Source organism: Aureimonas jatrophae (assembly GCF_900104035.1).
In the GTDB taxonomy this organism is placed as follows: Bacteria; Pseudomonadota; Alphaproteobacteria; order Rhizobiales; family Rhizobiaceae; genus Aureimonas; species Aureimonas jatrophae.
In genome coordinates, this window is record NZ_FNIT01000003.1 from 439,329 (window position 1) to 453,061 (window position 13,733).

Genomic DNA, 13,733 nt, shown 5'->3' on the forward strand with positions numbered 1-13,733 from the left:
CTGGGCGTGCAGTTTTGCCGCAGCTCGAAAAGGAGTGTCGCATGGACGGACAGGGTATCATTATGTCGATCATTCTCGGCGGGCTCGCCGGATGGGTCGCAGAGAAGATCATGAAGGCGAATATCGGCCTTCTGACGAACATCATCCTGGGCATCGTCGGCGCCCTGTTCCTCAACTTCATCCTGAACCTTCTCGGGGTCTACACAACGCCGATTTGGTACGTTCAGTTCATCGTCGCGATCATTGGCGCGTGCATCCTCATCTTCCTGTGGCGTGCCATTCGCGGACGCGCATAAGTCGCGTTGCGTTCGGTGGTGGCCCTGCTTAATTAGTGTGTCATGGTCACCATCCTCGATAAGCGTTCGTCGGCCGAGGTTCCGCCTCGGCCGCGTCATCCGGAAAAGGCCCGTAGACCGGATACGCCGGTGCTGCCGAAACCGGACTGGATTCGCGTCAAGGCGCCCGTTTCGAAGGGTTATGCCGAGACGCGCGAGATCGTCCAATCCAACAAACTCGTGACCGTGTGCGAAGAGGCAGGCTGCCCGAACATCGGCGGTTGCTGGGAGAAGAAGCACGCAACCTTCATGATCATGGGGGGCATTTGCACGAGGGCGTGTGCCTTCTGCAATGTCGCGACAGGTATGCCGCATGCGCTGGATCCTCATGAACCAGCAAGTGTTGCTCGTGCCGTCGCCAGCATGGGCCTTAGCCACGTCGTCATCACGTCAGTGGATAGAGATGACCTTCTCGATGGCGGGGCGCAGCATTTCGTTGAGACCATTCGAGCGATCCGCGCTTCGGCTCCCGCTACGACGATCGAGATCTTAACGCCGGATTTCCTGCGCAAGCCTGGTGCGCTAGAGGCGGTCGTCGCGGCACGGCCCGACGTCTTTAACCATAACCTTGAAACCGTGCCGTCCAACTATCTGACGGTGCGGCCAGGTGCTCGCTACTTCCACTCGATTCGACTGCTGCAGCGGGTGAAGGAGCTGGACCCAACCATCTTCACCAAGTCGGGCATCATGGTAGGGCTCGGTGAGGAGCGACACGAAGTTCTTCAGTTGATGGACGACCTGCGAACCGCCGATGTCGATTTCATGACGATCGGGCAGTATCTCCAGCCCACTCGGAAACACCATGAGGTCAAGCGCTACGTCACGCCGGAGGAGTTCAAGTCCTTCGAGACGGTTGGATACACCAAGGGTTTTCTTGTGATGGCTTCCAGCCCCCTGACGCGATCATCTCATCACGCCGGCGCGGATTTCGAGCGTCTTAGAGCGGCGCGTATCGCTCGTCAGGCCGCTTGATCAAGTATGCCGAAATTCGAGACCGCTCGGCTAGTTCCCCATACGCCTGACCAGATGTTTGATCTGGTCGCAGATATCGAACAGTACCCACGCTTCCTTCCGCTGTGTCAGAATATCGGGGTCCGCTCACGGCGTGAGCGAGAGGGGAAGACGCTTCTCGTCGCCGACATGACGGTCGCCTATAAGTTGGTTCGAGAGACTTTCACATCGCAAGTGCTTCTGCGGCCAGACGATCGCGAGATCGACGTTTCCTATATCGATGGCCCTTTTCGCTACCTTGAGAACCGTTGGACCTTTCGGCCGGTCGGCGAGGGCTGCGAAGTGCGCTTCTACATCGACTACGAGTTCAAGAGCAGAGCCCTCGGACTGCTGATGGGTTCCATGTTTGATTACGCCTTCCGGCGCTTTGCAAACGCCTTCGAGGACCGTGCAAACGTCGTGTATGGCCAACCTCGCGCTACGGGCGCCCGTAGCTAAAGCCTGCCATGTGCATGCCCGGTTGCGATCTCGAGAGCGAATAGGACACTGGCTCTGCGGACGCCCATGCGATCTATTCCCTCGAAGTGTTGTTCAAATGCTTCGGCCCGCTCCGATGTCGCGAGCGCAAAGTAGACCAAACCTACCGGCTTGGTATCCGAGCCACCTCCCGGGCCTGCAATACCTGTCACGGATATGGTGCAGTCGGATTGCGTCCTCGCTCGCAATCCCACGGCCATCGCCGTTGCGACCTCCGGTGAAACGGCACCGAACATACCGAGCAGTTCGGACGGGACATCCAGATAGCGCCGTTTCGCATCATTCGAATAGGTGACGACCCCTTCGGCGAAGATCGACGACGATCCAGGAACCGATGTAATCGCTCCCGCTAACAGGCCACCCGTGCAGGACTCTGCGGTCGCTATGACCCAACTGCGCTTCGACAACGCGTCGACCAAGGCCTCGGCTGCGGCGATCGTCTCTCGATCAAGCATAAGCGACACTCGCGGTTGCGATCGCTGCGATGCCTTCGCGGCGTCCAACAAAGCCGATCGTCTCATTTGTGGTGGCCTTGACCGAGACGCGCTCCGTATCGATCCCAAGCACATGGCCGATCACTTCGAGCATTAGTTCGCGAAAAGGCGCTATCTTCGGCGCCTCGCAGATAAGCGTCACATCGACATTGCAGATGCGTCCGCCCTTGGCAGCAACAAGGTCAGCAGCATGGCGTAGGAAGCGGTCGGACGACGCACCGCGCCACTGCGGATCGCTCGGGGGGAAGTGGTGTCCAATATCACCACCAGCGCAGGTCGCGAGCAGCGCGTCGGTGAGGGCATGCAGGCCAACATCCGCATCGGAATGACCGAGAAGCGTCTGACTATGGGGAATGCGCACACCGCAGAGCGTTACGCCCTCACCATCAACGAGTTGATGGACATCGTACCCATTTCCAGTCCGGATGTCCGGCAATTGTTGATACCCCTTCAAACGCTCGTCTGCGATTTGGATATCCCGTGCCGTCGTCAGCTTGATGTTGTCGACGCTGCCCAGGATCGTGCGCACTGCGATTCCATGCCACTCCGCAATCGACGAATCGTCAGTGAATACGATGTCGGGACGGCCAGCTGCAGCATAATGTGCCGCGAGAATTTCCTGAAATTGGAAGCCTTGAGGGGTCTGCGCTCCGAAGAGCCCCGCACGTGGAACCGTTGCGGTCACATGTCCAAGGGTATCGACGGACTTCAACGTATCCGTAACCGGTAGAACAGGAAGCGCGGCGCCGGCCTCCGCAGCGTTACAGACGACGTCGTCGATCAGGTCCGCCTGAATGAATGGCCTCACGGCGTCATGGATCAAAACGAGGTCTGGAGCATGCTGTCTGAGTGCCAGAAGGCCTTCGAGCACGGATGCTTGTCGTGTTGGACCACCGGTCACGACGATGCAGTCGGCCACCTCGCTGACCGACCGCAGCCGTTCAATATCGTCCGGATGCACAACGACGACGATCCGATTGATCGATGTTGATTGGCGAAAGGCATCCAACGTGTGCGCAATCACCGCCCGACCGCCGACCGAACGATATTGTTTCGGTCCATCCGCGGACGGTCCTGCGCGCTCGCCACGCCCAGCCGCTACAAGTATGGCCGCAACTTCCATCAAATCAGCCTTCTAGGGTCTCTTGGACTCTGAAACAGCAAATCGTAGCCGGTTTCGCAATGACCTCGTTGCATAGCACATAAGCGAGTAGCTATTGCAGCGCACACGTTTGGTGCTTGCGATTTAAGCATGCCTCGATATGGTACAGCGATGCTGACTAACACTGCGCCATCGACGCCGAGCACCCCGTCTCAGACGATCTCGTCTCTACCGATCATTCCGGAAGCCTTCGACGTCGTTCTTGCGCCTTTGTCCGGTATCACGGATGTTCCCTTTCGCCGTTTGGTACGGTCGTTTGGTTGCCCGATCGTCTACAGCGAGATGGTGGCGAGCGGTGAACTCCTTCGTGGCGTGACCGAGAGTTTCCTGCGGGCCCAGCACGCCGGTGACGGCCTGCACGCGGTCCAACTCGCTGGCCGAGACCCCAGTATCATGCAGTCGGCAGCCCATCGCCTGGCAGACGAGGGGGCCGATCTCATTGATGTCAACATGGGCTGTCCCGCCAAGAAGGTCGTTGGGGGCGCGTCCGGTGCCGCTCTGATGCGCGATCTGGATTTGGCAAAACGTCTGATCGCCGCCACTCTCGAAGGCGCAAAGAACGTACCTGTCTCGGTAAAGATGAGGCTCGGCTGGGATCGCCTGCACCTCAACGCATCCGAGCTCGCTGAGGTCGCTTACCAAGAAGGAGCGGCGCGACTTACCATCCACGGCCGCACCCGTGATCAGTTCTATGATGGCACGGCAGATTGGTCTGCCATTTTCGCTGTCAACGAAAGCACTCCGCTGCCGGTAACGGCTAACGGCGATCTGACCGACGCTACGCAAGTCTCACTCATGCGAGAACGTAGCGGGTGCAAGAGTCTGATGATGGGGCGAGGGGCATGCGGACGTCCATGGGCTCCCGCGTTGCTCGCTGGACGTATCAGGAGAAGCACACTCGCAGGATACGATATGGGTACAGTCGTTATCGAGCATTACGAAGCTATGCTTGCACACTATGGTCAGACGATCGGCCTTCGTCATGCTCGCAAGCACTTGGGCTGGTATCTCGACGGTCTTTCTCATGTCATCGGTGTGCTTCCGATTGACAGTTCGAAAGTCATGCTCGAACCCCAACCAACTGCTGTCATCAAACTGCTACGCCAACTGTTCTCAGGCATATCCGTTCTCGACATCGAGAACGCACAGGCTCAGCTGAAGGCGGCGTGAGAACGATGGAACAATCTACGCTACAACCTGAGGAAGCCGCGATCCTAAACGCGCTTCCTCATCCCGTTCTGGTGTGCGACGAAAACAATCGCTTCGTGTTCGTGAACTCGGACGCGGAGCAATTCTTCTCGTCGAGTGCTGTGAGCCTTGCAAAGCGCAAGTTGCAGCATTTCATTCCAGCTGACAGTCCGATTTTTCGTTTGATCGAGCAAGTTCGAGACAGCCAATCCCGGATCAGCGAGTATCGCGTCGATGTTTCTTCGCCACGACTTGGTGGCGAGCGTCTTGTCGATGTCTATGTTTCAGCACTTGCGGATCGCAGTGATCATATCGTCATCATGATCCAGCAGCGGTCGATGGCTGACAAGATGGATCGTCAGATGACTCATCGCTCAGCCGCCCGTACCGTTACGGGACTTGCTGCGATGCTGGCGCACGAAATCCGTAATCCCCTGTCCGGTATCAAAGGGGCAGCTCAACTTCTTGAGACTGCGGCGACGGACGAAGATCGCATCCTGACGCGTTTGATCCAGGAAGAAAGCGATCGTATCGTCAAACTCGTCGATCGCATGGAAGTCTTCTCGGATCAGAGACCGATCGAGCGTTCGGCAGTCAATATTCATTCCGTGCTCGAGCACGTCAAAACGCTCGCCAAGAGCGGTTTCGCAAGAGGCATCCGCATACAGGAGGTTTACGACCCGTCGCTGCCGCCTGTGTTCGCAAACCGCGACCAGTTGGTGCAGGTTTTCCTCAACCTCCTGAAAAATGCGAGCGAAGCCGTCAGAGATCGGCCGGACGGTGAGATCCGACTGTCGACAGCTTTTCGCCCCGGGGTTCGCTTGTCTGTTCCAGGGACGAGATCGCGCGTCACCCTTCCCCTCGAATTCATTGTTGAGGACAACGGTGTCGGTGTGCCGGACGATATCCGCGAGCATATCTTCGATCCGTTCGTCACGACGAAGCCGAGCGGCACAGGTTTGGGGCTTGCACTTGTCGCAAAGATCGTCGGCGACCATGGCGGTGTCATTGAGTGCGACTCACACCCAGGTCAGACCGCTTTTCGAGTGCTCATGCCTGCGTGGACTGAAGATGAGCGGCAGGATGCACCCAATCCGCCTGGACGACGGAGGCACTGATGGCCAGTTCGCAGATCCTCGTTGCTGACGACGATGCCGCTATCAGGACGGTTATCAGCCAGGCGTTGATGCGGGCTGGATTCGAGGTGCGGGTGACGTCGAATATTGCCACACTTTGGCGATGGATTAGTTCGGGCGATGGCGATTTGGCCATAACGGACGTGCTCATGCCGGATGGCAACGTTTTCGATACATTGCCGAAAATCAAAAACACACGACCTGATCTACCGATCATTGTCATGAGCGCGCAGAACACGTTCATGACTGCTATCAAGGCGTCCGAGAAAGGCGCCTACGACTATATTCCGAAGCCTTTTGATCTCTCGGAACTCGTCGGGATTGTTCGCCGGGCTTTGGCGGAACCAAAAGCTTCACCGCGGTTGGGCGGGGCGGATGACGGCAGCGAAGCCATTCCGTTGGTCGGGCGGTCGCCGGCCATGCAGGATATCTACCGCGCCTTGGCGCGAATGATGCAAACCGACCTGACCGTTACCATCACGGGCGAATCTGGTACCGGCAAAGAACTGGTCGCGCGTGCGCTCCACGATTACGGTCGACGCCGGAAGGGGCCCTTCGTTGCCATCAATATGGCGGCGATCCCACGTGACCTCATCGAGTCGGAGTTGTTCGGTCACGAGAAGGGGGCATTCACCGGAGCGCAGACCCGCACGAGCGGCCGCTTCGAGCAAGCCGAGGGCGGGACGCTATTTCTCGACGAAATCGGTGACATGCCGATGGAGGCGCAGACGAGGCTACTCCGTGTTTTGCAGCAGGGAGAGTATACTGTTGTCGGCGGACGCACACCGATCGCCACCGACGTTCGCATCGTTTCAGCCACTAACAAGGACCTGCGACAGCTTATCCAACGCGGCCTGTTTCGCGAAGATCTCTTCTACCGCTTGAACGTGGTCCCGCTTCGCCTACCGCCATTAAGAGAGCGCGTTGAAGATCTTGGTGATCTCACGAACCATTTCTTTTCGATCGTTCAAAAAGAAGGGCTCTCCCGCAAGACGCTGACGTCTGGCGCGCTAGATGTCATGCGCCGGTACTCGTGGCCAGGGAACGTGCGAGAGTTGGAGAACCTCGTCCGACGTCTATGCGCTCTCTATCCGCAGGACGAAATCACCGCCGAGCTTGTGGAGCACGAACTAACGGCAGATCAGACCCGACCCGCCGGAAACGATGGGGACGGCAGCAAGACCATCGACTTGTCAGCTTCGGTCGAACGCTATCTGGCAGACTATTTCACCTCCTACGGCAATGATCTTCCCCCGCCGGGTCTGCATGGGCGTATCCTGCGCGAGGTGGAGTACCCGCTCATTGCCGCCGCGCTGGCTGCGACCCGCGGCAATCAGGTCAAAGCGGCAGACCTGCTCGGCGTGAACCGGAACACCTTACGTAAAAAAATCCGCGATCTCGACATCTCAATCGTGCGCTCGATACGTTAGGTCCCTTAATTGCTCGTTGCAATTTAAACACATTGCGTTGCAATCATGCCACGTGATTCACGGTAGGCATGCTTATGACAGCGCATACCATTTCCACAGCGGACGATCTCGCACCGTTGGGTGAGCGGCGGCGGTTCATGCTGGTACCCGGCATTCTCGCAGTCGTTGGAGCCCTAGTAACAGGCGCGATCTCGTTCGTGGTTCTGATGGGTCTGACGCCGATCGCACCCACGGACTTGGTCGTGAAGATCGCGTCCATCGTGAACGGGTCGTTCGTCCTGTTGCTCTGCGCGTTGATCGGTCGTGAGGTGGCCCGTATGACTTTGGCTCGGCGTCGCGGCAAAGCGGCGTCACGACTGCATGTTCGCATCGTCATATTATTTTCGATCGTCGCTGCGCTGCCCGCGTTGCTCGTCGCGATCGTAGCCGGCATCACTCTCGACTTGGGTCTTGATCGTTGGTTTGAAATCAGAACGCGTGCGATTGTCGAGTCCTCGACCAGCGTCGCGCATGCATATGTCAACGAGAATGCGCGCAATCTGCAGGGCTCGACCATGTCGATGGCCTACGATCTTGGCGCACAACGACAACTGTTCGACCTGGACCGCACGGGTTTCCAACAGTTGATGACGGAACAGGCCAAGGGTCGCTCCCTCTTGGGAGCACAGCTTCTTCGGGAAGATGGGACGCCGTTCCTGCGCGCGGACGTACCCGTCGAGCGCCCACTTCCGGTGCCGCCTACCGACGCCCTCGATCAGGCCGCACAAGGCAACCTTGTCTTCATACCGCCTGGCGTGACGAACCTTGTCGGTGCCGTCACGCGGCTACGTGGTTATGGCGACATCTATCTCTACACGGTGCGCGCCGTTGACCCCGAGGTGATTGCCGCGCTCCGCATGATGGAAGAACGCTCGGCCGAATATTCGAGCCTAGAGAGCAACCGGTTCAATCTTCAGATTGCCTTCGCGTTGCTGTATCTGGGCATCACGTTGATTGTACTTCTTTCGGCCATCTGGACCGGTATCGGTGTCGCGGATCGCTTGGTACGTCCTATTCGACTACTGATCGGCGCGGCTGACGAGGTCAGTGAGGGTAACCTCAACGTTTCCGTCCCCGTGCGCGTTTCCGACGGCGACGTTGGGTCCTTGTCCAACACGTTCAACAACATGATCGGTCAGTTGCGCAGTCAACGCCACGAACTGGTCCACGCCAAGGATCTGATCGATGAAAGGCGTCGGTTCACGGAGACCGTTCTGTCGGGCGTCACCGCCGGCGTCATTGGCATGAGTCATGACGGTAGGGTGAGCATGCTCAACCCATCGGCGGAACGTATCCTCGGCGTGCGATCAAGCAACGTCGTCGGCGGCCTCCTAGCTGATCCATTTCCGGCAATTGACGCGATCTATCGCGCGGCCGGATCGTCACGTCACTCCGAGTATCAGGAACAGATCAAGCTACGCGTTCGTGAACGAGAGCGGACGCTGACGATACGGGTGACGTCCGAAGAGAGCGGAACGGGCCTGCGGCCAAGCGTGATCACGATCGATGATATAACGGATCTAGTCGACGCTCAGAGGTCCTCGGCATGGGCAGATGTCGCGCGGCGCATCGCTCACGAGATCAAGAACCCGCTGACGCCGATCCAACTCTCGGCCGAACGTATTCGCCGCCGCTACGGCAAGCTGATCGAAAACGATCGGGAAATCTTCGATCGCTGCGTCGATACGATCATCCGGCAGGTGTCCGACATCGGACGCATGGTCGATGAGTTTTCCACGTTCGCCCGAATGCCCAAACCGCGCCTCGAAGATCGAGATCTTCGCGAAGCCCTACGCGAAGCGGTGTTCATGCGCGAAATGGGAGATCACGGTATCACGTTCGAAACGCAGATCGGAGACGAGCCTCTCCTTGGATCCTTCGACATCCGACTCCTGAGTCAAGCGTTCGGTAACGTCGTGAAGAACGCCGTCGAAGCCATGGAAACCCTCGAACACCATGCCGGTCGCATCAGTATGACGGCGCGACGGGACGGGACGGAGTACGTCGTCGAAATTCGCGACAACGGTCGTGGATTCCCGAGCGAGGGTCGCGACCGTCTGCTTGAGCCCTATATGACGACGCGTGAAAAGGGGACGGGACTCGGCTTAGCGATCGTTCGAAAGATCGTCGAGGAGCATGGGGGCAGTATCGAGCTCGATGATGCACCCGGTGGTTCCGGCGGTGCTCTTGTGCGCATCCGCCTTCCTGCGTCGGTAGCGGACGCGACACGAACGTATGAAGACAGACCGAACACGTATGGTGAGCACTGATGGCATCGGACATCCTGATCGTCGATGACGAGGCCGACATCCGCGACCTTGTCGCCGGTCTTTTGGAAGATGAAGGGCACGAGACGCGGACTGCAAGCAACTCGGATCAAGCGTTGCAGTCCATAGCGGATCGCGTTCCTCGGCTCATTTTCCTGGACATTTGGCTGCAGGGTAGCCGCCTCGACGGTCTCGATGTGCTGGACGCCATCCGCGTTCAACACCCGGAGGTTCCCGTGGTCATGATCTCCGGCCACGGGAATATCGAGACGGCGGTGTCGGCTATCCGTCGCGGGGCCTACGATTACATCGAAAAGCCTTTCAAGGCTGATCGTTTGGTTCACGTGGCCGAACGCGCACTCGAGATCTCGAAGCTCAAGCGTGAGGTTAGCGAGCTACGACGTCGGTCATCCGACTCGGCTGAACTACTCGGCAAGTCACACCCAATGAATCAGCTACGCGCAACGATCGACCGCGTCGCACCCACCAATAGCCGTGTCATGATTCTTGGGCCGTCAGGGTCGGGCAAGGAGATGGTGGCCCGCGCCATTCACGCGACGTCAACTCGCGCGAAAGGGCCGTTCGTCGCTCTGAACGCAGCAGCCATAACGCCCGAGCGTATGGAAATTGAGCTGTTCGGAACCGAGACGCCGCCAGGCGTGGAACGGAAGGTCGGGGCGCTGGAAGAGGCGCACGGTGGCATACTCTACCTCGACGAAGTCGGAGACATGCCACGCGAGACGCAGAACAAGATCCTGCGTGTGCTGACCGAGCAGACTTTCGAGCGAGTGGGCGGAGCCAAGAAGGTTAAGGTCGACGTCAGGATCATCTCTTCAACGGCTCAGAATCTCGAATCGTTGATCGCTGACGGATCGTTCCGGGAAGACCTCTTCCATCGGTTGGCTGTTGTTCCAATTCCGGTCCCGCCCTTAGCCGACCGGCGATCCGATATACCGATCCTGATCGATGCGTTCATGCGGCAAATCGCGGATCAGACCGGCATCCGAGCTAAGTCGCTCAGCCCGGAGGCTCTTGCCGTTTTGCAGTCGAGCGATTGGCCCGGCAACATCCGGCAGCTACGTAACAATATCGAACGCTTGATGATCCTGTCTCGACAGGACGATGCGGAGGCGATTTCGGCAGATATGCTGCCGCATGAGGTGAGCGACATGCTTCCGCGTACGCCGAGTCAGTCTGACGGCCGCATTCTCGCGCTGCCACTGCGCGATGCACGCGAGGTTTTCGAAAAGGAGTACCTCGTCGCTCAGATCAATCGGTTTGGCGGAAACATCTCTCGAACGGCCGAGTTCGTAGGCATGGAGCGATCCGCGCTGCATCGAAAGCTCAAGTCACTCGGCATATAAGGCAGCGAGACCGGCATCGCACTGGCGTCGGGGCTCGCCTCAACCTATCTTCCCTGCAACGACACCGCATTCCCGACGGGTCGAATCACAAGCGATGACCGACCGCACGAATTGGTCGGCAAGCCAAGAATAGGACGCCGATGCCGGAGCGTGCACAGAATTTGCAGGATCTGTTTCTCAACACAGTCCGAAAGCAGAAGATATCTCTCACGATTTTTTTGGTGAACGGCGTCAAATTGACGGGTGTTGTAACATCGTTCGATAATTTCTGCGTCTTGTTGCGTCGGGATGGGCATTCTCAACTTGTCTACAAGCACGCGATATCAACAATTATGCCATCGCAGCCAGTGAACATGTACGATGGCGACGAGGCTGCGACCGGGAAGCCCGATTGACTGAGTGGACGAACGAACGGGAGCAGCGGGCACCTATCGAGCACCAGAGCCAGGCAACGCGGGCAGGGGTCTTCGTACCTCTTTTGAAGTTACGCGGGACTGGTGACGTCGAAGCACCGCGGCGGGCGGACGAAGATCGATTGCTCGAAGCGGAGGGCTTGGCGGCGGCGATCGATCTGGAGATCGTAGCGTGCGGTTTGATACCGGTTGCCAAGGTTCAGCCTGCGACTCTTCTCGGTAGCGGGAAGGTCGAGGAGCTGAAAGGACTCGTTGCGGCAGAGCACATCGGGTTGGTGATCATCGATCACCCGTTGACACCCGTTCAGCAGCGCAACCTCGAAAAAGAGCTGAATGCTAAGGTTCTCGATCGAACAGGTTTGATTCTCGAAATTTTCGGTCGGCGGGCACGGACGAAGGAAGGGCGGCTCCAGGTCGAGCTTGCCCACCTTAACTATCAACGCGGTCGTCTGGTGCGCTCCTGGACACATTTGGAGCGGCAGCGCGGTGGTGCAGGATTTCTCGGCGGCCCGGGGGAGACGCAGATCGAGGCTGATCGGCGGCAACTGCAGGAGAAGATCAAGCGCCTCGAAAAGGAACTCGAACAGGTCCGTCGAACGCGCTCGCTGCATCGCTCCAAGCGCAAGAAAGCACCGCATCCCGTCATCGCGCTTGTCGGGTACACCAATGCAGGCAAGTCGACGCTCTTCAACCGCATCACCGGCGCAAACGTGCTCGCGAAAGACCTTCTGTTCGCGACGCTCGATCCGACGTTGCGACGCCTGACGCTTCCGCTCGGAACCGAAGTCATCTTCTCGGATACGGTCGGTTTCATTTCCGAATTGCCGACCCATCTTGTCGCCGCCTTCCGCGCAACCCTTGAGGAGGTTATCGAGGCTGACCTGGTTCTGCACGTACGCGATATGTCCGATCCCGATGCGTTGGCGCAGGCCTCGGACGTCCGAAAAATCCTGGCCGATCTCGAAATCGATGCAGATGACGCGGAACATGTGATCGAGGTCTGGAACAAGATCGATCGGTTGGACGAGGCGGGCCTTGCCCATCTAGAAGCAACAGCGGGATCGCACGGGCAAGGGCAGGCCGTTCATCTCGTATCGGCGATCACCGGCGATGGCGTTGAGACGCTTCTCGAAGACATTGAACACCGTATCGCCGGACGCGCTGACGCGTTGTACCTAGAAGTTCCTGCTGACAGCCTTCAGCTCCTGCCTTGGATCTACGAGAACGCCATAGTCCGCGAACGTATCGACCAAGAGGACGGAGGCGTCGGCCTGACGTTGAATGTCACACAGCAAGCCCATCGTGAGCTGTTACGGCTTGGAGGCCGTTATCCAAATGTGCGCATCACCTGAGCCCGTCAGAGTGTTTTGTCGTCTTCGCTTGCTGCCAAAGTGTTTCCTGCTCGGTTAAGCTGAGGGCTGACAGTGTCGTACCGCTTCGCGTTGCGCTATCTTCCATAGCAGCGAAGCGTCGCCGGAATTTCTGGACCGTTCCGCGCAAAGCTCCATCCGGGTCAAGCTCCAACCGGCGCGCAACATTCACTACGGTGAAGAGAACATCGCCCAACTCATCACGACATGCGGCTACGTCTGCTGACGCCGCGGCCGATACGAGTTCGTCGGTTTCCTCACGGAGTTTTTCGATGATCGGCGGTAGCTCCGTCCAATCGAAGCCAACTTTTGCCGCTTTGGCTTGAACCCTTTGGGCGAGCATAAGGGACGGCATTGCGCCAGGGACGTCATCGAGGAGGTGACGGGTGGTCGCTGACGGTCGATGCCATTCACTTCCGCTCTCTAAGTCCGCAATGGACTCCGCTCGTGTCCGGGCCATTTGGCGTTCCTGCTTTTCGACGGCTTTGATGCGCTTCCATTGAACCTTCGCGGAGCGCGCGGAACGCGCGTCGGCATCGCCGAATACGTGAGGGTGGCGGCGGATCATTTTGCGCGTGATGGCCAAGACGACATCATCAAACGTGAACAGTTCAAGCTCGGTCGCGAGTTGCGCGTGATAGACGACTTGGAGGAGCAAATCACCGAGTTCCTCGCATAGATCGATAGGGTCGCGACGCTCGATGGCGTCAGCGACCTCGTAAGCTTCCTCCAACGTGTACGGCACAATGGTGTCGAAGCTCTGCTCGAGATCCCACGGGCAACCACCATCCGGCGCCCGTAAGGCACGCATGATTTCCACCAAGCGCGTGATATCGTTCGATGGCTGCATGTGAGCGTCCTTTCGATTGGTGAAGCGATGCCGATCGTTCGCTTGTCAACTTTTCGACTGTCAGTCCAAGTCGCGCAATCGGAACAGCATGCCCACGCGCGGCCACTTTGCTCTCGATCACATGCACCGGCAGGGGGGCTCGAGAGTTCAGTCCCAACCACCAACATCTTTACCTTTTTTTGGCATAATATGCATTA

13 protein-coding genes are annotated in these 13,733 nt (G+C 58.3%); 10 read left to right on the plus strand and 3 right to left on the minus strand.

Annotation, left to right across the window (positions count from 1 at the left end):
- The first annotated feature begins 41 nt into the window (after positions 1-41).
- Genes BLQ76_RS09815 through BLQ76_RS09825 form a run of 3 tightly spaced genes read left to right on the plus strand, consistent with a single transcriptional unit; the run spans position 42 to position 1,784 of the window.
- Complete coding sequence (locus BLQ76_RS09815; protein WP_062010863.1) at positions 42-296, plus strand: GlsB/YeaQ/YmgE family stress response membrane protein; 255 nt, start codon at positions 42-44, stop codon at positions 294-296.
- A gap of 42 nt (positions 297-338) precedes the next feature.
- Positions 339-1,307 (plus strand): lipoyl synthase, encoded by a 969-nt coding sequence (lipA, locus tag BLQ76_RS09820; RefSeq protein WP_090672513.1) that lies wholly within the window; start codon positions 339-341, stop codon positions 1,305-1,307.
- A 6-nt stretch (positions 1,308-1,313) separates the two neighbouring features.
- Positions 1,314-1,784 (plus strand): type II toxin-antitoxin system RatA family toxin, encoded by a 471-nt coding sequence (locus BLQ76_RS09825; RefSeq protein ID WP_090672516.1) that lies wholly within the window; start codon positions 1,314-1,316, stop codon positions 1,782-1,784.
- On the opposite strand, the gene BLQ76_RS09830 is transcribed toward BLQ76_RS09825, so the two are convergent.
- Positions 1,781-2,278 (minus strand): CinA family protein, encoded by a 498-nt coding sequence (locus BLQ76_RS09830; protein ID WP_090672519.1) that lies wholly within the window; start codon positions 2,276-2,278, stop codon positions 1,781-1,783. The two genes, BLQ76_RS09825 and BLQ76_RS09830, sit on opposite strands and share 4 nt — an antisense overlap.
- Entirely contained in the window at positions 2,271-3,440 is a 1,170-nt protein-coding gene (locus tag BLQ76_RS09835) for a bifunctional 2-C-methyl-D-erythritol 4-phosphate cytidylyltransferase/2-C-methyl-D-erythritol 2,4-cyclodiphosphate synthase (RefSeq protein ID WP_090672522.1), read from the minus strand. The genes BLQ76_RS09830 and BLQ76_RS09835 overlap by 8 nt, the downstream gene beginning before the upstream one ends.
- A gap of 150 nt (positions 3,441-3,590) precedes the next feature.
- Between BLQ76_RS09835 and BLQ76_RS09840 the strand changes: the two genes are divergently transcribed.
- From BLQ76_RS09840 to hflX, 7 genes are all read left to right on the plus strand, one after another.
- Positions 3,591-4,649 (plus strand): tRNA dihydrouridine synthase, encoded by a 1,059-nt coding sequence (locus BLQ76_RS09840; RefSeq protein ID WP_170842541.1) that lies wholly within the window; start codon positions 3,591-3,593, stop codon positions 4,647-4,649.
- Between the two features lie 5 nt (positions 4,650-4,654).
- A complete protein-coding gene (locus BLQ76_RS09845; protein WP_090672528.1) occupies positions 4,655-5,785 on the plus strand; it encodes a two-component system sensor histidine kinase NtrB in 1,131 nt (376 codons plus the stop codon).
- Positions 5,785-7,233, plus strand: coding sequence for a nitrogen regulation protein NR(I) (gene ntrC / locus BLQ76_RS09850; RefSeq protein WP_090672532.1), 1,449 nt, complete (start codon positions 5,785-5,787; stop codon positions 7,231-7,233). The genes BLQ76_RS09845 and ntrC overlap by 1 nt, the downstream gene beginning before the upstream one ends.
- A 74-nt stretch (positions 7,234-7,307) precedes the next feature.
- Complete coding sequence (locus BLQ76_RS09855) at positions 7,308-9,542, plus strand: sensor histidine kinase NtrY-like (protein WP_090672756.1); 2,235 nt, start codon at positions 7,308-7,310, stop codon at positions 9,540-9,542.
- Positions 9,542-10,903 (plus strand): nitrogen assimilation response regulator NtrX, encoded by a 1,362-nt coding sequence (gene ntrX, locus BLQ76_RS09860; protein WP_090672535.1) that lies wholly within the window; start codon positions 9,542-9,544, stop codon positions 10,901-10,903. The genes BLQ76_RS09855 and ntrX overlap by 1 nt, the downstream gene beginning before the upstream one ends.
- A gap of 140 nt (positions 10,904-11,043) precedes the next feature.
- Positions 11,044-11,298, plus strand: a complete 255-nt coding sequence (gene hfq, locus BLQ76_RS09865) for an RNA chaperone Hfq (protein WP_090672538.1) — start codon at positions 11,044-11,046, stop codon at positions 11,296-11,298.
- A 35-nt stretch (positions 11,299-11,333) separates the two neighbouring features.
- On the plus strand, positions 11,334-12,668 hold the full coding sequence (gene hflX, locus BLQ76_RS09870; RefSeq protein WP_425285157.1) for a GTPase HflX: 1,335 nt from the start codon (positions 11,334-11,336) through the stop codon (positions 12,666-12,668).
- Here the strand turns inward: hflX and mazG are convergent.
- Positions 12,661-13,536, minus strand: a complete 876-nt coding sequence (gene mazG / locus BLQ76_RS09875; protein ID WP_090672544.1) for a nucleoside triphosphate pyrophosphohydrolase — start codon at positions 13,534-13,536, stop codon at positions 12,661-12,663. The two genes, hflX and mazG, sit on opposite strands and share 8 nt — an antisense overlap.
- Between the last annotated feature and the right edge of the window lie 197 nt (positions 13,537-13,733).